Raw genomic sequence first — 20262 nt, 5'->3', positions numbered from 1 at the left:
GCGCTCACGCAGTTCATCGTCGTACTTCTTCGGTGCGGGCATTACCGGTGTTCCTCCCAGGTTTCGATGTCTCCATCAAACCCGGTCCGGAACAAAGGGTCCACTTAGGGCAGCTGACCGGCTCGCCATCGGACATTGGGTCACGCTCCCGCACAAGCCATAGCCGCCATCGACAACCACGGCCTGTTGGTCTGACGCACTCGAACTGCCCGCGGTGGCCAGAATGGTGCCGTCCGGGCCGAACGCCCGCGCTACTCGAGGTCCGGCAGCGCTACGGCCCCGGTCACCTGGAGCATGCGCTCCAGTCGCTGCGCCTGGTCGTCGTCCAGCGGCGGCGGCTTCTCACCGTCCCGCGCCTCCAGAGCGTGGTCCAGGAACGCCTGCTCGACCCCGCCGGGGGTGAACAGAAAGATCATCCGCGCGGTGTGCTTGCCGACGTTTGCGGAACCGGTGCCGCGTGCCGCGTGGGATGTGGACCAGATCGCCGGCGACGGCGGTGAAGGTCTGGTCACCGTTCAGGAACTCCAGCTCGCCGGCCAGCAGGTAGAAGGTCTCGTCCTCGTTGGGGTGCATGTGTGGGAACGGGCCGCCGCCAGGCGGCACGCTGGCGTCGATGAAGCCCAGGCTGCCGTTCGTCTGGCTGGCGGTCAGCTTGATCGTGTACGTGTCGTCCACGGCCCAGATCGTCGGGCCTTGACCGGCCGGCACGTAGATCGCGCCGCGTCTGGTGTAGCGGGGGTCGACAGGGTCCTGATCAACGATGGGGATCGACATGGTGATGCCTTAGGAGTACGGGCCGAAGCGGCCCCAGACCACAACGCCGGCCAGCACGATGAACACGAGGTTGATGACGATCGCCTGGTTTTCCTTGCGCCGGGCGTGGGTGATCGCCGCACCGACCATCAGCAGCACCAGCCCCAGTGCCGCGAGGGGTACGAGGACAGGAACGATGTCCAGCGCCGCGGGCAGGATCAGCCCGGCGGCGGCCAGCACCTCCAGCGCACCGATCAGCTTGAGCATGTTCGGGGAGAAGTCCTCGGTCCACGCCATGTTCGGCGAGGCGGCGAGCTTCTCCTTCGACTGGGTGAGCTTCGCGCCGCCAGCGACTAGGAACATCACCGCGAGCAGGCCAGCAATGATCCACAAAACGACGTTCACGGGACTGCCTCCTCTCGTATCAGTTGACGCGTCATGAACTCTACCGACGGAATACATGACGCGTCAAGCTGGCGACGCTGTCGATCTTGAGGGCATGATGGGCGCATGAACACGGCTCCTGTCTCCATCGCGGTGGACGCGGCCGCCGGCCGAGGACCGTTCCGGCCGATCCACCGGTTCTTCGGCGCCGACGAACCCAACTACGCGTACCTGCCGGACGGGCTGGCCCTGCTGAGTGAGATCGGGCGACTCGGTCCGGCGCAGTCGTACTTCCGCGCGCACAGCCTGATGGTCACCGGAGACGGCACTCCCGCGCTCAAGTGGGGCTCGACCAACATGTACACAGAGGACGGTGACGGCAACCCGGTCTACGACTGGACGATCGCCGACCGCATCTTCGACGCGTACCTCGCCAACGGCGTCAAACCCTACGCGCAGATCGGTTTCATGCCGCGGGCGATGTCGACGCACCCCGAGCCGTACCAGCATGCCTGGCGACCGGGCGACCCGTACGAGGACATCTTCACCGGCTGGGCGTACCCGCCCAAGGACTACGACGCCTGGCGGGACCTGGTGTACCGGTGGGTCGCCCACTGCGTCGAACGATACGGACGGTCCGAAGTGGAGCAGTGGTATTGGCAGGTGTGGAACGAAGCCAACCCGACCGATGCGTACTGGCGCGGCACCCCGGAGGAGTTCCGCAAGCTGCACGACTACGCGATCGACGGCGTCCGGCGGGCGCTTCCGACGGCACGGGTGGGCGGACCGGACACCGCCGGCCCGGGCGGCCAGTGGATGCGCGACTTCCTCGAACACTGCCTGCGCGGCACCAACCACGCCACCGGCGGCACCGGCACGCCGCTGGACTTCGTCTCGTTCCACGCCAAGGGCGCGCCCACGGTCGTCGACGGCCGGGTGCGGATGGGCCTGGCGAACCAGCTGCGCGACGTCGACGAGGGCTTCGCGATCGTCGCCTCCTATCCCGAACTGCGTGGCACACCGATCGTCATCGGCGAGTTCGACCCGGACGGCTGCGCCGCGTGCAGCGCCACGGTGTACCCGCAGAACGCGTACCGGAACACCGAGCTGTACGCCAGCTACACGGCGGCGAGCTTCGCCCGCGTACACGATCTGGCCGACCGGCGCGGCGTCCAGCTGGAAGGCGCGCTGACGTGGTCGTTCGAATTCGAGGGCGAGCCGGCGTTCGCCGGCTTCCGTGCCCTCGCCACCACCGGCGGCGTCCCGCTGCCGGTCTTCAACGTCTTCCGGATGTTCGGCAAGCTGACCGGCGAACGGGTCGCGGTGCGCAGCTCCGGAGAAATCGACCTGGACACCATCATGGCCGACGGGGTGCGCGGACCGCGCCCGGACGTGTCCGCGCTCGCCGCTCTCGACAATGGACAGTTGGCGATTCTCTTGTGGAACTACCACGACGACGAGGTACCCGCGCCGGACACGCCCGTCGCGCTCACCGTGACGAACCTGCCAGCACGGTCCGCGCCGGTGCGGCTGACCGAGTACCGGGTCGATGCCCGCCACGGCAACGCGCACACCGCCTGGCGAGCGATGGGCGCACCGTCGCACCCGACCGGCGCGCAGCTGGCCGAGCTGCGTGAGGCCGGCCGGTTCACACCACTGGGCGAACCGCGCGAGGTGAAACTGGCGGACCACACCGTGCACATCGCCACCCGGCTGCCCCGACAGAGCGTCTGCCTGATGCTCCTCACCTGGGATTAGTCGGCGAGCCGCCAGACTCGTGCTGGTAGGCGTGAGCCCGCCGGGGAGCCTGTCTCGCCATCGGCGTCCTTCACCACACAGGACACACCAACATCGCCAAAGCGTTACGCCGCAACGCCCGCGACTACCTACGCCCCCTCATCCTCCAATCCTTCGCGCGCTGCACTTTCCCCTTCCGGCAGATGACGTGCGCTGGCGACACACCGGAGTGAGGTCACGGTCCGGCCAGAGCTCACCGAACCCGCCGCTGTCGTCTCTGACCTGCTGGCCATGCCCCGGTTCGCGCAGCTGTGGACGCATCGCGCGGACCTCGGCGTCGCCATTATGGCGACGCAGGGCCGGCATGAGCACGTCCGCGCCAAAGGCTGGCGCTGGGCCACCAGGAGGTGACCGACGGCGTCGCGGCACGCGCTGCCGAGGTCGCCGCCATCGGGGAGCTGCCAATCTCTGCTTTCGTGCTCGGACATCTCGTGAACGAGCCGTCGGGCTCGTCCCGCCCGCTGGAACTCGTCGTCGGCCGCGTCATTCGCGACGGTGATCGCCTGGTGTTCGCCTCCCCGCTGCCGGCCGGCTTCGTCGGCGCGCCGGTGTTCTGCCTGCAGGCACGCGGCAGCGACGGCGGAGCGCTACAATGCCTCGGACTGGCGCTGCCCGGAGACGACAGGCACCCGGTGGCGACGTTCGACCGCATCCGCGACGCCATCGCAGACCTAACAACACAGCGCGCTTAACCAGACCATAATGTCCCGACCACTACAACCGCGTGCCCGTCCCAAGCCCCAAACCAATCAGGACATACCCCAACCTCGCCGAGGCCCTGCCTCACCACCGCGATGCCGTAACGTCGGAGCGGCTACCAGCAGTGCACGACGACCAAGCGTCCTTATCGACCGTCGGGGGGAATGGGATGGGTGCTTCCGGCTGGCACTACCTGGTGCCATACCGAGACGACGTGGCGCAAGCCCTGGAAGAGCTGCGGCACACGGTATACAACAGCGGCGATTTCTATCGAGAAGATCCTGATCCGGCGCACACGCTGACCGAGGAACAATTCATCGCGCAGCTCGACCCAGCAGACGACGACCTCGGCATCAACGAATTCCTCCTCGACCAGTGGCGCGAAGCCCAGCAACGCCCCCGTCCAGTAGATCCAGACACCCTCTTCCAGTCGCAACCCCACTCCGGCACACACTCCATCATCGACATGGCACGTGGGGGTCGCCACGCAGCCCAGCATGTTCACCGTCTCACCCCTGACCCCGCAGCAACTACTGGAGTCATTCGCGACCACCACACCCACCCGCCAGCAAACACTCACCTGGGCCGAACACAGTAGGTACAGCCAATACCGCGCCCGATGGGAAGGCGTCTGCATCGTCAGCCACAACACACAAGGGCACCCCGATCACATCCTCTTCGCCGGCTTCTCCGGCGACTGACTCGACCGGCCCGATCACCCCGTAGCCATGATGGACCGCTACCGAGCCGGCCGCGTGCGGCGAGGGCAGTGATCGGCAGCTACACGCTGCTGATCTGTGGGCGCGGCTTCGTCAACCACGGATGGCCCGGCTCTGCACCGGATCTTTGCTCAGGTCAGGGGATAACGGGGCGGGACTGGCAGGACGGCCAATTCGGCGGTAGGCCGGAGGCGTGACGAACGCGTCGCCGGCAGCTCTACAGTGGTCGTTCATCGCCGAGATGACCGGAGGGCAGGATGCGGGTCACGAAAATGCCGACCAAGTCGGCTGCGATGTCGCTGGTCTGGGACGGCGACGACCTGGTCGACGTGGTCGGCGGTTGGCGGCGTTGGGACTCCGCCGGCACCGAAACACCGGGCAAGGTCAGCTGGGCGTACCCATTCGACCAGGTCACCGTCTCTGCCTCGGGTCGGTTCCACGTCATCTACGCAGAGCGCGGGACCAAAGCCCTGGTGCTGGACAACGGCCAAATCGTGCGCGAGCTGAACCGTAGCTTCTACCACGCTGCCGACTACGACTACCCCGTGGCGCTGGGAAGACTGCCAGACGGACGGGAAATCCTTGCCCACTGCCCCGACCAGCACAACCTGCTGGAGATCGAGGAACTGGAATCAGGCCGACGCCTCACGAGCGGCGAGCGCACACCGGTGGACGTGTTCCACTCCCGCCTGACGGTAAGCCCCGACGGCCGGCACCTGCTCATGGCCGGCTGGCTGTGGCACCCCTACGGCGTCGGCTGGGTCTTCGACCTGCAGCAAGCCCTCCTCGATCCCGCCGTGCTCGATGGTCGAGGAATCGTCCCGCTGTACGAGGCAGTCGACGCTGAAGTCGCCGCCGCCTGCTGGCTGGACGACGACCGCGTCGTGATGGCAGCCAGCACCGAAGAACCGTTGGACGGCGAGGATTCTGAAGCCCTGTCGCCCGGACAGCTCGGAGTCTGGTCCATCGCCGCCGGCGCCTGGCAGCATCGCACCACCCTCACCCACCCGGCCGGGACCATGATCGCCTGCGGCGATGAGATCCTCACGCTGCACGGTCACCCTCGGCTGATCGACCTGTCTACCGGTGCCGTCAAAGCCGAATGGCCAGACGTGACCGTCGGTACCAAAAGTGACAGCTACGGCGTCACCCACCTACCCACACCGGTCGCCACCCTGGACCGGGATCAGCGACGGCTCGCGGTCGCGCAGCCCGACCACATCGCCGTCATCCACCTGCCAACCGGATGAGAACAGCCGTACCCAGGGCACAGCGCCGCAGATCCCACTGCCCGAGCAACGGAAACTCGGCGCCCAGCACGCATTGTCGCGGCAGATCCGGATGCCGGGCCGAGAGAACCGCGGTCAGCCAAGCCTGGCCGGGAATCGGGCATCGCGCACGCCGGCGGTAGCCTCGACCGTAATCGGCTGGGCGACTGCAGGCTCTGCCGGGCAGAAAGGACGCGGGGTGCGGATCGAGTTGGTCACCGGCGACATCACAGCCGAGCACGTGGACGCTGTCGTCAACGCGGCGAACTCATCGCTGCTGGGCGGCGGCGGAGTCGACGGGGCGATCCACCGCAAGGGCGGGCCGGCCATCCTGGAAGAGTGCCGGGCGCTTCGATCCAGCCGATACGGTCGGGGCCTGCCGGTCGGGCAGGCGGTGGCGACCACCGCCGGGCGGTTGCCCGCCCGGTGGGTGATCCACACCGTCGGCCCGGTCTTCAGCCCAGACGTCGATCGCGCCCCGCTGCTGCGCAGCTGCTACACGACGTCACTGGCGGTCGCCGCCGACCTGGGCGCACGGTCGATCGCCTTCCCACTGATCTCCTCCGGCGTGTACCGCTGGCCCAAGGATGACGCCGTCCTACAGGCGCTGACGGCCCTACATGCCGAGACGACAAGCGTCGACGTGATCCGACTCGTGCTCTTCGATGAACAAACGCGCCGCATCGCCGAACAGGTCAGCGAATCCTTCAAGCACGATCCGTAACACCCAGTGACGCCAAGCGTGACGTCAACGCGGTCGATCGCGTTCATCGCGGGGAGGCGCTTCTCGACGGCTGGCTGGTTTGCGCGCCGTCGAGGAGCGCCCGACCTCTACGCGAGGGGCGCATGCGCGATGTGACCATCAGCTGCCACAGCCGCTGGCGCCATCAGTGGCCAGGTATCGGCGACCGACGGGTCCGGGCTGTCGAACACCTTGGTCACCTCAATGTCCCAGCCCTTGCGCGAAGCCGCCGTCGACGGCCAGCTCGACGTTGGTAGTGAACGTGGCGTTCTCGGCCAGGAATAGCGCGGCGGCGGCGACCTCCTCGACGGTGCCGTTGCGGCGCAGCGGGGTGGATTCGTCGCCCTGCCGCTCGAACTCCCGGCGCTGCTCCTCGGTAAGATCGGCCACACCCATCGTGGGGGTTTTGATGTATCCCGGGGCCACGCTGTTCACCCGGATCTTCCTCGGCAGCAGCTCCACCGCGAGTACGTGCGCGAAGGCGCGCATCGCTTCCTTCGACGCCGAGTACGCTGCGAGCCCGGGGAAAACAACATCGTTGGCGACCGTCGTGAACACCACGGCGCCGCCGTCGTTGAGCAGCGGGGCGAGCCGCTGCACGGTGAAGAACGCGCCCTTGGTGTTGACCGCGAAGTGCCGGTCCCACGCCTCCTCTGTCACCTCAGCCAGCTCGGCGAACTGTGCGATGCCGTGGTTGACGAACAGGTAGTCGACGCTGCCGAGCCGCTCCTGAGCCAGGTCGCCGAGCGCGGCGATGTCGGCCATGCTCGCCGCGTCGGAGCGCACGACGTGCGCCGCCTCACCCTTCAGCGCCGTGCGCGCCTCCTCGATGTTCCGCTCGTTACGCCCCGTCAGCACCACCTCGGCGCCGCGTGCGAGTAGCTCCCGCACGATCGCCAACCCCATGCCGTGGGTACCGCCGGTGACAACCGCCTTCTTCATGACCTACTCCATTTCGTCGTCGATTGACCAGGCGACTGTGCCCAGTGACGCTTTCGATCTGCTGTCGGTTGGCTGGCGGTTACCGTGGTCGCATGCGTTTCGGGGTGCTCGGGCCACTCGCGGTGTGGAAGCCGGGCGGTGACCCTGTCGTGGTGCCCGAGGCGAGGGTTCGCGCGCTGCTGGCGCGTCTGCTCATCGACCCGGGACGGGTCGTGTCCGCCGACCGGCTCGTCGTCGACCTGTGGGGTGACGCGCTGCCCGCCAACCCGTCGGGTGCGCTACAGACCGTCGTGTCCCGCCTGCGCCGCGCCATCGGCGGCGGCCTCGTCGCGCACCATCCGCCGGGTTACCGGCTGAACGTGCCGCTGGACGCTGTCGACAGTGGCCGTTTCACGGCGCTGCTCGGGCGCGCACGGCGCGAGATGGACCCGGCCGGGCGGGCGGCGCTGCTCGCTGAGGCGCTCGACCTGTGGCGCGGTGACCCGTTCGCCGGGTTCGCCGACGAGCCCTTCGCCGGCAGCGCGGCCGCCGCGCTGGCGGAGCAGCGCCTGGCGGCGTGGGAGGACTACGCCGAGGCGCGCCTGCGGCTGGGGGACCACGCGGCGCTGGCCGCTGAGCTGCGCGGGCTCGTCGATCGGAACCCGCTGCGGGAACGTCTCCGCGCCGCGCACCTGCGCGCGCTGCACGGCGCCGGCCGGACCACCGAGGCGCTCGACGGGTACCGCCAGCTGCGCCGCCTGCTCCACGACGAACTAGGACTCGAACCGGCCGCCGAGCTAGCCGCGCTGCACCAGCGGATGCTGCGCGGCGAGCCCTCCACGCCGCCATCCACACCCCCGACGCCGCTGCCCCCGCCGCTGACCGAACTCGTCGGCCGGGACGAAGCCGTCGCGGACCTGCGTACGCTACTTCGCACGCACCGCCTGGTGACGCTGACCGGGCCGGGCGGGGTGGGCAAGACCAGGATCGCGCTTGAAGTAGCGCGCGCCGAACACGACGTCTGTCTGGTCGAGCTCGCCGGCCTGCCGCGGGAGACCGCGATGGACGCGCTGGCAGACGTCGTCGCCGCCGCGCTCAGCATCCGCGAAGGCTCCCGACCCCGCTCCCCCGCCGACCGGCTCGTCGATGTGCTGCGGCAAAGGCGGCTGCTGCTCGTACTGGACAACTGCGAGCACGTCGTCGAAGCCGTCGCCGCACTCGTTCCCCGGATGTTGCGGGCACCAGACGTGCGCGTGCTGGCAACCAGCCGGGAGCCGCTCGGCGTCTCTGGCGAGCACCTACGGGAGCTGCCGCCGCTGGACGTCCCTGAGCCGGGCGCCTCGACGGCGGACGTGCTGCGCTCGGGCGCCGTGCGACTGTTCGCCGCGCGGGCAGCAGCCGCCTCCCCGGGGTTCGCGGTGACAGCCGACAACGCCGAGACCGTCGCCACCATCTGCCGCCGCATCGACGGCATCCCGCTCGCGATCGAACTGGCGTCGGCTCGCGTGCGGGTCCTGGGCACGACCGAACTGGCCGAACGGCTCCACGACCGGTTCGCCGTACTCACCGGCGGGCCACGGGACGCACCCCCACGCCAGCGCACGCTGCGCGCGGTACTCGATTGGAGCTGGGACCTACTGACCGCGGCCGAGCGGGCGGTGCTGCGCAGGCTGGCAGTCTTCGCCGACGGCTGCACGCTCGCCGCCGCGGAGGCCGTGTGCTCCGGCGACGACGTCCGAAGTTCGCAGGTGCTCGACCTGCTGGCGCGCCTGGTCGACCGCTCGCTGGTCGTGGCCGCGCACACCGCCGACGGCCCGCGCTACGGCATGCTGGAGTCGGTGTCCGCGTACTGCGAGCAGCAACTGGACTCGCGGGAGCACGACCTGCTCCGGCACGCGCACGCGGCGTATTACACCGCGCTCGCCGAGCAGGCCGCCGCCCACCTCCGCGGACCAGACCAGCAGCGCTGGCTGCGCCGCCTCGACACCGAAAGCGGCAACCTGCGCCGCGCGCTCGGCGACGACCGCGGCGCGCCTCGCCTGACGCGTGCGCTGATGTGGTACTGGTTCCTGCGCGGCCGGCTCGCCGAGGCGCGGCGGGCGACGGCAGCCGCCGGTGATACCACGCTCGCGGCCTGGCACACCGGATTCCGGCAGCTCGCCGGCGAGCAAGCGGACAGCAACACCGCACTGCGTCTGCACGACGCCCTCACCGACCCTCGCGAACGCGCGATGGCCGGCTGGTTCCTCGGCTACGCCGCGACCAGATTCGGCGACCTGCCGGTCGGCGAGACCCTCACCCGTGCCGCGCTGGCCGCGTTCGAAGACCTCGGCGACCGCTGGGGCATCGCCGCCGCCCTTACCGTCCGCGCCCTACAACGCCACGTCCGCGGCGACCTAGGCGGATCCATGGTGGACGCTGAGCAGAGCCGCACCTTGTTCCGCGAGACAGGTGACCGCTGGGGCCAAGTCCAGGCCGGCGCCGTACTCGGCAGGCTCGCCGAGATCGCCGGCGACTACTCCGCCGCGGCGGCATGGCACCGCGAAGGAGTCGAGCTCGCCGAGGACCTCGCACTGTGGCCGGACGTGTCCATGCGCTGGTCCGAACTCGGCCGCATCGCCCTGCTGGAAGGCGACCACGACCGCGCCGACGAACTGCACGAACGCGGTCGTGCGGTCGCCGTCGAGCACGGCGACCTGGCCGGTCAGGAATTCGCCGAGGTGGGGCTCGCCCTGTCCGCGCGCCGCCGCGGCCGGTACGCCGAAGCCCAAGCCCTGCTCGGGCCATGGCTGGAATGGAACCGCACGTTCGAGGCAGACAACGGCGCGGCGCTCATCCTCGCCGAGCTGGGCTTCGCAGCCGAGCAGCGCGGCGACGGGGACGCCGCCCTCAAGCTGCACACGCAAAGCCTCGCCGCGGCCCGGCGCACCGGCGACCCGAGGGCGGTCGCACTCGCTCTGGAGGGACTGGCTGGCGCCCAGCTCCTAGCAGGCCAGCCAAGGCGCGCGAAAAGCCTGCTCGGCGCGGCAGCGCGGCTGCGGGAGTCCGCGGGCGCACCGCTACCCGCCGGCGAACGCGGCGACGTCAACCGCATCGAAGCAGCCCTAGCGAGCAGCGTCTCGACCCGAGCCTGATGCGGTGCGCCCTCCTTCTATCCTCATGATCGAGGCGTTCCCGCTTCCCGACGGACGCCTCGATCATGGACGAAGGGAAGGACCGTCGATGGTGGAGATGAGCGTGGCGTCGCTCAACACCCGGGGCATCCCGCTGCGAAGGTCGCAGCTGGCCGAGCGGTACGCGGCGATCGCGGCCGCCTTCGAGGCGTCCACAGTGGACGTCGTGTGCTTCCAGGAACTGTTGACGTACTGGCATCTCCGGCGGTTGGCCACCCGGATGCCGTCGTTCCGCCACGTCAGCTTCCGGCCGTCCGTCGCCGGCCCGGCGGGCGGCCTCGCGACGCTGTCCCGCCTCCCGGTGGCCCGCACCCGCTACCACCGCTTCCCGCTGCCGCGGCGCACCGCGGACCTGCCGCTGCGCGCGCTGTTCCACGCCACGCTCAAGGGCGCCCTGGTCACCGAGCTGGCCGGCCCGCACGCGCGACTGGTCAACACCCACCCGGTGGCCAACTTCGACGGCGACTGGTCGGAGTCCAACCGGTACACCCCGCTGCTGCGCAGCGAGCTCACCCGCCTCGCCGAGGTCGCGCGCGACGCCCAGGCGCCGACCGTCGTGTGCGGCGACTTCAACGTCGCCGGCGACAGCGTGCTCCATCGGGATTTCGTGGCGAAGTCGGGCTTGACCGACGCGTTCGACGGTCGCTGCCCGCCGACGTTCCGCGCCGAGTACCTCCACAATGGTCAGACGCCGTACTGCATCGACTTCATCCTGGTGTCCGACGCGATCACGGTGCGGGCCACGGAGGTACTGTTCACCGGCACCGAACCGCTGCCCGGCGGCCCGGTCGCCCTCTCCGACCACCTCGGCCTGCGCGCGACCCTCTCCCTCCCATGAGACGCGACCGGTCGGTGAGAACGCCGACTATGCGGAGGCTCTCAGGGGCTCGAGGGCGGCCAGGACGAGGTCGAGGCCGAAGATGAACTCCCCTGCCGGGTCGTACCCGGCAGCGACGAGCGCCGCGGCGGACTCGTTGAGGTAGGGGAACTCGTCAGGAGGAAGCTGGGGCAGGAAGACGTCCTCGGCCATGCCCGCGAACTCATCGGCGGTGTCGAACGGCAGGCTGGCTGCCTGCAGGGCGAACCCGTAGACGTAGACGTCGAGCAACCAGTGGGCGTGCGTCGCCATCAGTACCGGGAAGCCAGCCTTCCTTAGGCAGGCCGTGACAGCTTCGCGGTGGCGGAGGTGCGCGGGCCCCGGCGATGTCCGCGACTCCATCAGGCTGATCGCCCACGGGTGGCGCGCGAGCACCTGCCGGGCGGATATCGCCCGCCGTCGCATCGCCGACTGCCAGTCGGTCTCCTCGGGCGGGAGCTCGATCTCCTCGAACACGACGTCGATCATCGCGTCCAGCAACTCCTCCTTGTTCGCCACGTAGTGGTAGAGCGACATCGCGCCCGCGCCGAGCGCGTCAGCCAGCCGGCGCATGCTCAGCCCGTGGACCCCCTCGCGGTCGGCGAGCCGGACCGCCTCGGCCACCACCCGCTGCTTGCTCAGCCCCGCGTCTGACGCGACCTGGCGTTGCTTCCTCACAGACACGGGTCTCCTCGCTCCCCTTGAACGGCTTGACAATCGTACAGCGTACGACCATAGTACGGCGTACGACGTACACCGTACGAACCAGCGAGCCGGGTCCGCGACGAGGTCGGGCTACCGACCGAAGGAGTAAGAGATGAGATCACCGCGGAACACCGCCACCACGCGAGCCCGCGGCTGGTTCGGTCGAGGCCGGCTCGTCGGCGCCGCGGCGATCGCGTTCGCGGTGTCGGTGGTGATAGAGAACGCGGTGCTGGCCGGAACGGGCGCGCCGACCTTCGGCGCTCCGATCGAGGAAGTGCTGTCCTACTACGCGGCCAACCGCGGCTCGGTCGCGATCGCGTCCGGTCTGGTGGCCCTGAACCTGCCGCTGCTGCTCGTGTTCGTGGCGGGCCTGCACGGCCTCGTGGGGCGGCGCGGCGGAGCGGGCGCCGACTGGTCGCGCCTCACCTTGACCGCTGGCGCGACGCTGTCGGCCATCTTCGTGCTTGTCAACGTCCTGCAGAACGGGCTCGCGCTCTCCGCCGGCGGGCTCGCCGAGCCGACGCCCGCGTTCGAGCTCGTCTGGCAGGTTCACGCGGCGGCGTTCGCGCTGGCGCTACCGACGCTCGGCACCACCTTCATCGGCGCGGCCTTCGCCACGCACGCGAGCGGGCTGACTCCGGCTTGGCAGCGCCTGCTGGGCCTGGTGGGCGGGAGCCTGCTACTCGCCGCGGGGCTCGGCAACCTCGCGATCGCCGACGGCTCGGCGCTGATCTTCGTCGGGTTACTGGGGCTCGCCGCCTGGCTCGTCTGGCTGCTCGCGACCGGCGTGCGCCTCGTCCGGTCGTGACCGAGATGAAGGCGGTCAAATGCCTTCCCCCACCGCGCTCTATCGGCGGCACATTAGGAGTCGTCTCAACAGACCGGAGCTCGATATCAACCACGCGGCCGGAGGAAGTGAATGGCCGAGAGGCGCGGCAGGCGTGCACGCATCTGCTCAGCGTCATCGAAGTCGAAGCTCTCGCCGGCCGGGCCGTTGAACCCGGCTTCGGGACGGTCTTGACGATCTACGTCCAGCGCTTCCCAGAACGCCTCGTCGTCGCCGGTGGTCTCGGCATAGGCATGGCTCGCGGCCGCGAGCATGCTCTCGCACTCGATCACGTCGTCGTCAGGATCGACGCCGACATCGGCGAGCGAGTCCGGGTCGGCCAGTGCCTGCTCCCAGGTGGTACGGCCCTGCGCGGCCAGCCAGCCGCGGAAGTAGTCGAATCCGTCGTCGGAGCAGCCACCTCGCATGAGATACGCCGCCGCCCACAGGTCCCAGCGATATGCCTCCTGATTGACAACGTCATAGGCGTGCTGGAACTGGATGGCAGCCGCCGGGCCAAGCCCCGTCAGGTGTGTGACCACTTGCCGTGCCACCGCGTCGGCCGACTCTGCCGTGACAGTTTCGCCCACAGCGGCGCGTGCCTGCTCCACGATCGCCCAGAACATCTGCCTGTCCACAGCCAAGATCGTAAGCCCGGTCGTCAGTGTCCGCTTCGCGTCGTGGGTGGAACTCGGAGACCGTCGGTGACTATGTCGAGCAGGCGGCCGGCCACGTCGGGTGATCCGGCTGAGGCGACGGCGATGCCGTGTGCGAGCTTCAGCAGATCGCTGGCGTCGATCGTCGCGCGGATGCGTTTGGCCGCCTGAGCCGAGGTCAGCAGCAGTCGGCACGCATCGGTCAGTGCGTGATGCCGGTTTTCCAGCGTCGTGTCCGCGTCATTGGCGGCCAGTAGGACCGCGAGCCCGCGGAAGGACGTGCTGAACTGGACGAGTTCGAGCAGCCATACCCGCAGCGCCTGTTCCGGGTGCCCGTGTGAGGACAGCTCGACCGCCCGTGTGGCGAGCCGACCGGCTTCCGCGTCCAGCACGGAGTGCACCAGTTCCACCCGGCCGCTGAAGTGGCGATGCAGCGTCGCCGAGCCGACGCCAGCGGCCACCGCGATCTCGTCCAGCGGCAGATCCACGCCGCGTTCGCCGAACAGTTGCGCGGCGGTTCGCAGAATCCGCTCGCGATTGGCCAGGAAGTCCGCTCGAACCCGACGCTGTCGATCCTTCACCAGATTGCCTCCTGTTATGCTCGACAGCATAACTGGGGTAAGACCCCATCTAGTGGCCGACCCAGGGGGTCCGAATGTCCGAAGCCATCGCCAGACGGGACCGCGACCTGGGAAACTTCATCGCCGGGCCGGCACTGAGCGAGTACGGAGCCCGGTTCGCCCCTCACTTCCAGTTGGACCGGCACGACGGCATTCTCACCATCCGCATGCACCGACAGGGGCAGGCAGCTCTCTGGTCCAGGGGGCTGCTGAACGCCTGGAGCCTGCTGCTGCGCGAGGTGGGCGCCGACCGGGACAACGAGATCGTCATCATCACCGGCACCGGTGAGTCCTGGCTTGCCGGCGTCGAGGCCAACTCTTTCACCCAGCCGCTGTCTCAGTGGGACAGCGACCTGGTCGACGAGCAGTACAACGACGGAGTCAAAATCCTTGAACGACTCATCTTCGACATCGACGTCCCCACCATCGCGGCCATCAACGGCCCCGGTCCGCGCCTCGAACTCCCGCTACTGTGCGACCTGACCCTCTGCACGCCGGACGTGGTCTTCGGTGACGGCAATTTCCGTGCTGGCACCGCTCCCGGCGATGGCATGCACCTTGCGCTGCGCGAACTTGCCGGCCCGAAACGGGCCAGCCACGTCGTCTACACCGGCCAGGGAATTCCCGCCGAGGAGGCACAACGTCTCGGCGTCGTCAACGAGGTCCTCCCCCGCGCCGACCTGATGCCCCGCGCCGTCGACCTCGCCGCGCAGATCATGGCCAGGCCTCGCACCGCCCGGCGCATGACCCACGGCATCATCAGCCGAGCATGGCAGCACCGTCTGGTCACGGAATTGCGGGACTCGTACGCCCGCCAACTCCTCAGCATGACCACCTGACCCTCACGAACGCACTCACGCCGACAGCATGCGGGATGTGCATGACGGGGTGACCGCCCTCACGGCCCGGGCGAGGCGAATTGCGCACAAGGGCCGATCGACATGCCGCAAGCTGAGCGCGTGACCGCCTTTCAGCTCGAGCCGGTGACAGAGCTCACCCCGCTCGAACCGATGCTCGACCGATACGTGCGGATGGTCGTCGAACGCATGGCGGCCGACAACGGCGTGGATTTCGGCGATCCGGAGGAAGCCGTGCGGCACCATAACGCACTCTTCCGGAACGAGTCGCCAAGCTTCCTCACGCCACCGGGGATGCTGCTGGCCGCTCACATCTCCGGCAAACCGGTCGGCGTCGGCGGGCTCAAAGCCGCCGACGCTCGGCGCGGCGAAATCAAACGCATGTACGTCGAGCCCGTCGCCCGCGGATTGGGCATCGGCCGCGCCATCCTCCAACGGCTGCTCGACGCCGCGCGGTCCGAAAAGTTCGACGTGGTGCGGTTGGAGACTGCGACGTTTATGACAGAGGCCCTGACCATCTACCGGTCCGTCGGGTTCACCGAAGTTGAGCCGTTCGCCGGCTCCGAGACGGCGACAACCGGCATGAAGGGCATCGTCTTTCTCGAGCTCAACCTGCGGACCTAGCCTAAGTCGCGAGCGCTCATCGGCATTTGAGTGAGGTCTGGTCTGGCAGGTGGGTAATGAGTCCTATGTCCGCTGGTGGTAGATGTTGCGGCGAGGTTTACGCTCACTATCCACATAGGCCGGTGGAATGAACTCGGGCCTGCCGTCATCGGCCATCCGCACCTCCCACTCTCCGCGGTGGATCAGCCGATGGTGGTATCCACACAACAGGACGCCATTGTTCAGCGCGGTATCGCCGCCGTCTGTCCAGTGTCGAATGTGGTGGCCGTCACACCATTGTGGGGGTCGGTCGCAGCCGGGGAAGGCACATCCACCGTCCCGTGCGACGAGTGCTCGTCGTAGTGGTCCGGTGAACAGGCGCCGTTGCTGTCCGACGTCGAGGATCTGCCCCTGCCCACCGAGCACGATGGGCAGGATGTGGGCGTCGCAGGCCAGCCGTCGCACCTGTTCGGCGGTCAACCGTTCGCCGGTGTCGAGCTGCCCGACGCCCAGTTCTTTACGCACGACGTCGTACGGCACCGTGACCGCAACCTGTGGCCGGTCCCCGCCGTTGTCCGGCAGTTGCTCGGTGCGTAACGCGAGCCGGCACACCTCCACGAGGGCGTCGGCGCGGCGTTGGGCCGGTGTGCGTTCCAGGTCTGGCTTGCACAGCGGATCCAGGGCGGCGTTGACGATCGCGGCGGCCTCAGCGTCGAGCCAGCCGGTGACCCGGAACCGGCCGTCACCGTTGTTGGTCAGCGTGAACGCCCGCGTCCGTTGGGCGCGTTTCTCATCCCGCTCGGCGGCGCGTCGGTCGGCTTCGTCGGCCACTTCTGGTGCCACGTGCGCGAGGATCCGCTCCGCGGCCTTGCGGAAGGTGGCCGGCTCCCAGGCGGCGAACTCCGCGATCAGGGCTTTCTCGGCCAGGTCGACCATATCCGGCGACGCTTCGTCGGCCAGATCGTGGACGGTCTTGGCGACGATCTGGGCCTGCTCCATGTTGACAGTGCCACTCGATAGTGCCGCGTCCAGCACCGGCCGCCTATCCAACGCCTGGGCCAGGTCGACTGTGCGGCGTGCGGTGTGGATGCTGACGTGGAGGCGTTCGCGGAGCCACACGGCGGTATTGGCGGCTTCCTGGGCGATGGGCAGGTTGCGGCCTTCGATTTCGCGAATGAGGTGGAGTGTGGTGGCGGCGAGCATCTGCTGCGCGTCGTGCGCGGCGTGGAGGGCGTCGACGAGATCCGGGTTGGACAGCGACCATGCCGGGGTAACGGCGCACTGGCCGGCGATCTCCCGAAGCTGCTCCAACAATTCCCGCACACATTGATTCTCGTACGTTTGTGCGGTGATCGTTGCCCCGCCAGGCGACACGCCGGCCGACACGCCGGCCGCCGAAAAGTTATATGCCGCCGCGACCCCCTGACCAGGGTTAGCGACGCGATGGTCTTGTGCCCGAGCGCCGAACCGCGAGATCATCGCGCATGCTCGACCCCTCGCCCGAGGACGACGGGACCTCGCCGACCGTTTCCACGCCGCGTTTCGTCGGTCGCGATCGGGAGCTGGCGGCGCTGCGGGGCGCTCTGGCCCGGCCTCCGGCGATCGTGCTGGTGGAGGGCGAGGCGGGGATGGGCAAGAGCCGGCTGCTGCGCGAGTGGTTGGCCGCGCCGGACAAGCGCACCGCCCTGGTGTCGGTATGCCCACCGCTTCGTGAGTCGCTGACGTTGGGGCCGATCGTCGACGCGTTCCAGGGGATAGAGCGCCCGGCGCCGCACGTGCGGCTCACCGAGCTCGCGGGCGCGTTACGGCCCTTGTTCCCTGAATGGTCCTCGAACCTGCCGCCCGCACTGCCGTCCTTGGACGATGCGAAGGCGGCCCGGCATCGCCTGTTCCGTGCCCTGCACGAGTTGCTGCGGGCTCTGCGTGTCGACGTTCTCGTGCTCGAGGACGCGCACTGGGCCGACGAGGTCACCCTGGAGTTCCTGCTGTTCGTCGTCTCGCGACAGCAGTCCGATGGGCCCAGCCTCGTGATCTCCTATCGGCCGGAGGAAGTGGACGACGGATCGCTATTGCTGCGGCTGACGTCCCGGTTGCCCGCTGGCGTGACCCAGCTGAGGATCGCCCTGGCGCCCATGCGACCCGACGACATGGCGGCGCTGGTGTCCTCGATGCTGGACGGCAACCCGATCTCGCAGGAGTTCACGACGTTCATGCACGACCGGACCGGCGGCGTTCCCCTGGCCGTGGAGGAGTCGGTCCGCCTCATGTGCGACCGTGCCGACCTCGTCTTCCGCGACGGGCAGTGGGTCCGGCTGAAGCTGCGCGAGCTACGGGTTCCGCCGACGGTGCGCGACTCCACCCGGGAGCGGGTGAGCCGTCTGTCGCCGACGGCGCAGCAGGGGTTGCGCGCGGCGGCCACGTTGGCCGAGCGTTCCTCGGTGGCCACGATCGCGATGACCGCCGACCTGTCACCAGCCGCGTGCCGAGACGCCATCGCGGAGGCGGCCGCCGCCGGTGTCCTGGACGGAGACGACCGCGGCCGGTGGCGGTTCCGGCATGTGCTGGCCGCAACCGCTGTCTACGAGGCGATCCCATTGACCGACCGCAGGCACTTCCACCTGCTGGCCGGCCGGGCCTTGGAGCAACTCCATCCCCCGCCCGTGGCGCGCCTCGCCCACCACTTCCGCGAGGCCGGCGAGACGCGGTCCTGGGCGCGGTACGCCGAGCAAGGCGCCGAGCTAGCCATGGCCTCGGGTGACCACACCAAGGCGGTCGATCTGCTGGTCGATCTGCTGTCGTGGGCCGTACTGCCGCCGGTGGACCGGGCGCGTGTCGCGCGCATGGCCGGAGTCGCCGCGCTGGGCCGTCGTGAACCGGTCGACGGGGTCTACCACCGCGTGATCCGTACCCTGCGCTCGGTACTGGAGACCCCCGGCCTCTCCGCCCGCCAGCAGGCCGAGATCCGCAACCCCCTGGGTCGGCTCCTGATCACCGGGGGCGAGGCGCAGGCCGCACTCAGCGAGCTGGAGCAGGCGGTGGCCAACCTCGACCACGACCCGGTCGAGGCGGCTCGGGCGATGACCTACCTCGGCTGGGCCTACGCGGGACCGTGGCCGGCCTCGACCCATCGGCGTTGGCTGGATCGCGCCGCTGAACTGACCGCCCAGATCGACTCCCCCGCGCAGCGGCTGAACCTGGCCGGAAACCGAGCCGCGGCGTTGCTCATGCTGGGCGAGGAGGAGGCCTGGGACGTCGTCGCCGGCCTGCCCGTCGACGGCACGACGGCGGCGGAGCGTCTCGACGTGGCCCGCATCCACGCAAATGTCGGTACCGGGGCGCTGATCTGGGGTCGGTACGCCGACGCCGAGGAACACCTCGCCGTGGCCATGCGCCTCGCCGAGGCCGAGCAGGCGTCCCGGTTGCAGCACAACGTCCGGCTCGAACAGGCCAACCTGGCGTGGAACACCGGGCGGTGGGACGGTCTCGCGGAGACGAGCGCGGCACTCGCCGACGCCGACCGGGACCGGCCGGCACATTACCTCGGCAGCGTTCGCCTCGCTGCCCGGCTGGCGGCCACGGCCGGACGGCGGCGCGCCGCGGAGGAGCAGTTCCGGCTGGTCCTGGAGGAGTCTGCCCGTCTCGGCGCCGCCGACGACACGATGGAGGCCGCCGCCGCGCTGGCCAGGCTGTGGCTGACGGACGGAAATAGCCGCCGGGCGCTGCGGATCACGAACGAGCCGATGGACACCGTCCGGCGAAAGAACACCTGGATCTGGGCGACGGACCTCGTTCCCGCCCGGGTCGAGGCGCTCCTCGCCGCCGGCGACCTGACGGCCGCGACACGCCTGGTCGACCAGTTCGCCCGGGGACTACGCGGCCGTACGGCACCCGCGCCTCGCGCCGCGCTCGCCGTGTGCCGGGCCCTGCTGCTCACCGCAGCCGCAGACCACTCTCGGGCGGCGACGGCCTACGACCGGGCGGCGCGCGCCTGGAGCGCGTTGCCGCGCCCCTACGACGCCATGCGCGCCCGCGAGCGCCAGGCCGAGGCGCTCATGGCGCAGGGTCGGATCGAGCAGGGCCGCGAGCTGCTGGCGGCGCAGTACGAGCAGCTATTCAGGCTGGGCGCCCGCGGCGACGCGGACCGTGTCGCACAGCGGCTTCGCGAGCACGGCGCCGAGGTCCCGCGGTTGTGGCGCGGCGGCCGGCGCGGGTACGGGGACCAGCTCTCACCTCGCGAGCTCGACGTGGTCCAGCTGGTCGTCGCCGGAAAGACGAACCGGCAGATCAGTCGGATCCTGGCCAAGTCTCCGGCCACAGTGGATCAACAGCTGCGCGCGGCGATGCGCAAGTTGAAGGTGAGCTCCCGGACCGCCCTCGCGGTCAAGGCGGTGGAGGCCGGCGTGTTCGCCGAAGAGGACTCCCTCGACGACGCGTCGTGAAGATTGACGTATCCGCTGGATAGCTAAGGTCATTCGTTTCGCCCGAGCATGACTCCATGATTCATGGCCCATGGGCGATGCATGCCTGAGCGACCTGTCGAGCGTGACGACTCCGCCATCGAGCACCCGCCACCTCTCGAGCTGTCGCGGGAACCGCACGACAGCGCCCGCGACGCCTCCGACGCCCACGACGCCGACGGTGCCGTCGACCACAAGAGCCACGACCCCTACCAACCCCTGTAGG

20 protein-coding genes are annotated in these 20262 nt (G+C 69.3%); 12 read left to right on the top strand and 8 right to left on the bottom strand.

What is annotated here, in order from left to right; genetic code table 11:
- Positions 1-342: 342 nt before the first annotated feature.
- Together QMG73_RS27800 and QMG73_RS27795 are read right to left on the bottom strand one after the other, a co-directional pair.
- Entirely contained in the window at positions 343-573 is a 231-nt protein-coding gene (locus QMG73_RS27800) for a cupin domain-containing protein (RefSeq protein ID WP_407676868.1), read from the bottom strand.
- A 210-nt stretch (positions 574-783) separates the two neighbouring features.
- Positions 784-1158: a DoxX family protein gene (locus tag QMG73_RS27795; RefSeq protein ID WP_281900483.1), complete on the bottom strand. Its 375-nt coding sequence runs from the start codon at positions 1156-1158 to the stop codon at positions 784-786.
- Between the two features lie 105 nt (positions 1159-1263).
- Here QMG73_RS27795 and QMG73_RS27790 point away from each other — a divergent pair, with 105 nt between their 5' ends.
- On the top strand, positions 1264-2895 hold the full coding sequence (locus QMG73_RS27790; protein ID WP_281900481.1) for a GH39 family glycosyl hydrolase: 1632 nt from the start codon (positions 1264-1266) through the stop codon (positions 2893-2895).
- 386 nt (positions 2896-3281) lie between these two features.
- Positions 3282-3626, top strand: a complete 345-nt coding sequence (locus tag QMG73_RS27785; protein WP_281900479.1) for a hypothetical protein — start codon at positions 3282-3284, stop codon at positions 3624-3626.
- Positions 3627-3778: 152 nt separating this feature from the next.
- Here the strand turns inward: QMG73_RS27785 and QMG73_RS27780 are convergent, their stop codons facing one another.
- Positions 3779-4138 carry a hypothetical protein gene (locus QMG73_RS27780; protein ID WP_281900478.1) on the bottom strand — a complete coding sequence of 120 codons (360 nt, stop codon included), beginning with the start codon at positions 4136-4138 and terminating at the stop codon, positions 3779-3781.
- Here QMG73_RS27780 and QMG73_RS27775 point away from each other — a divergent pair.
- The 3 genes from QMG73_RS27775 to QMG73_RS27765 all read left to right on the top strand — a co-directional run bounded on the left by QMG73_RS27775 (position 4131) and on the right by QMG73_RS27765 (position 6344).
- Positions 4131-4334, top strand: coding sequence for a hypothetical protein (locus QMG73_RS27775; RefSeq protein ID WP_281900477.1), 204 nt, complete (start codon positions 4131-4133; stop codon positions 4332-4334). The genes QMG73_RS27780 and QMG73_RS27775 overlap by 8 nt on opposite strands.
- 275 nt (positions 4335-4609) lie before the next feature.
- Positions 4610-5602: a hypothetical protein gene (locus tag QMG73_RS27770; protein WP_281900474.1), complete on the top strand. Its 993-nt coding sequence runs from the start codon at positions 4610-4612 to the stop codon at positions 5600-5602.
- A gap of 217 nt (positions 5603-5819) precedes the next feature.
- Positions 5820-6344, top strand: coding sequence for an O-acetyl-ADP-ribose deacetylase (locus QMG73_RS27765; protein WP_281900473.1), 525 nt, complete (start codon positions 5820-5822; stop codon positions 6342-6344).
- Between the two features lie 219 nt (positions 6345-6563).
- Here QMG73_RS27765 and QMG73_RS27760 read toward each other — a convergent pair whose 3' ends face one another.
- On the bottom strand, positions 6564-7304 hold the full coding sequence (locus QMG73_RS27760) for an SDR family NAD(P)-dependent oxidoreductase (protein WP_281900471.1): 741 nt from the start codon (positions 7302-7304) through the stop codon (positions 6564-6566).
- A 92-nt stretch (positions 7305-7396) separates the two neighbouring features.
- Here QMG73_RS27760 and QMG73_RS27755 point away from each other — a divergent pair, with 92 nt between their 5' ends.
- A complete protein-coding gene (locus tag QMG73_RS27755; protein ID WP_281900469.1) occupies positions 7397-10417 on the top strand; it encodes a BTAD domain-containing putative transcriptional regulator in 3021 nt (1006 codons plus the stop codon).
- An 88-nt stretch (positions 10418-10505) separates the two neighbouring features.
- Positions 10506-11294, top strand: coding sequence for an endonuclease/exonuclease/phosphatase family protein (locus tag QMG73_RS27750; RefSeq protein WP_281900468.1), 789 nt, complete (start codon positions 10506-10508; stop codon positions 11292-11294).
- Between the two features lie 27 nt (positions 11295-11321).
- On the opposite strand, the gene QMG73_RS27745 is transcribed toward QMG73_RS27750, so the two are convergent.
- Positions 11322-11996 carry a TetR/AcrR family transcriptional regulator gene (locus tag QMG73_RS27745; RefSeq protein ID WP_407676867.1) on the bottom strand — a complete coding sequence of 225 codons (675 nt, stop codon included), beginning with the start codon at positions 11994-11996 and terminating at the stop codon, positions 11322-11324.
- Positions 11997-12129: 133 nt separating this feature from the next.
- Between QMG73_RS27745 and QMG73_RS27740 the strand changes: the two genes are divergently transcribed.
- Complete coding sequence (locus QMG73_RS27740) at positions 12130-12825, top strand: hypothetical protein (protein WP_281900464.1); 696 nt, start codon at positions 12130-12132, stop codon at positions 12823-12825.
- An 86-nt stretch (positions 12826-12911) separates the two neighbouring features.
- On the opposite strand, the gene QMG73_RS27735 is transcribed toward QMG73_RS27740, so the two are convergent.
- Positions 12912-13481, bottom strand: a complete 570-nt coding sequence (locus QMG73_RS27735) for a DUF4240 domain-containing protein (protein WP_281900462.1) — start codon at positions 13479-13481, stop codon at positions 12912-12914.
- Between the two features lie 23 nt (positions 13482-13504).
- The gene (locus tag QMG73_RS27730) at positions 13505-14080 is read right to left on the bottom strand and encodes a TetR/AcrR family transcriptional regulator (RefSeq protein ID WP_281900460.1); all 576 of its coding nucleotides are present in this window, start codon (positions 14078-14080) and stop codon (positions 13505-13507) included.
- A 74-nt stretch (positions 14081-14154) separates the two neighbouring features.
- On the opposite strand from QMG73_RS27730, the gene QMG73_RS27725 reads away from it, so the two are divergent.
- Entirely contained in the window at positions 14155-14958 is an 804-nt protein-coding gene (locus QMG73_RS27725) for an enoyl-CoA hydratase/isomerase family protein (RefSeq protein ID WP_281900459.1), read from the top strand.
- 102 nt (positions 14959-15060) lie between these two features.
- On the top strand, positions 15061-15600 hold the full coding sequence (locus QMG73_RS27720; protein WP_281900457.1) for a GNAT family N-acetyltransferase: 540 nt from the start codon (positions 15061-15063) through the stop codon (positions 15598-15600).
- Between the two features lie 63 nt (positions 15601-15663).
- Here the strand turns inward: QMG73_RS27720 and QMG73_RS27715 are convergent, their stop codons facing one another.
- Complete coding sequence (locus QMG73_RS27715; RefSeq protein ID WP_281900455.1) at positions 15664-16902, bottom strand: HNH endonuclease signature motif containing protein; 1239 nt, start codon at positions 16900-16902, stop codon at positions 15664-15666.
- A gap of 161 nt (positions 16903-17063) precedes the next feature.
- Between QMG73_RS27715 and QMG73_RS27710 the strand changes: the two genes are divergently transcribed.
- Positions 17064-20018: an ATP-binding protein gene (locus tag QMG73_RS27710; RefSeq protein WP_281900453.1), complete on the top strand. Its 2955-nt coding sequence runs from the start codon at positions 17064-17066 to the stop codon at positions 20016-20018.
- A gap of 81 nt (positions 20019-20099) precedes the next feature.
- Positions 20100-20261 carry a hypothetical protein gene (locus QMG73_RS27705; protein ID WP_281900451.1) on the top strand — a complete coding sequence of 54 codons (162 nt, stop codon included), beginning with the start codon at positions 20100-20102 and terminating at the stop codon, positions 20259-20261.
- Position 20262: the final 1 nt, after the last annotated feature.

Origin of the sequence: Phytohabitans aurantiacus (genome assembly GCF_027923225.1) — a bacterium.
Classification (GTDB): Bacteria; Actinomycetota; Actinomycetes; order Mycobacteriales; family Micromonosporaceae; genus Phytohabitans; species Phytohabitans aurantiacus.
The sequence above is the reverse complement of the archived record's forward strand: the minus strand, read 5'-3'. Positions and strand labels throughout refer to the sequence as shown.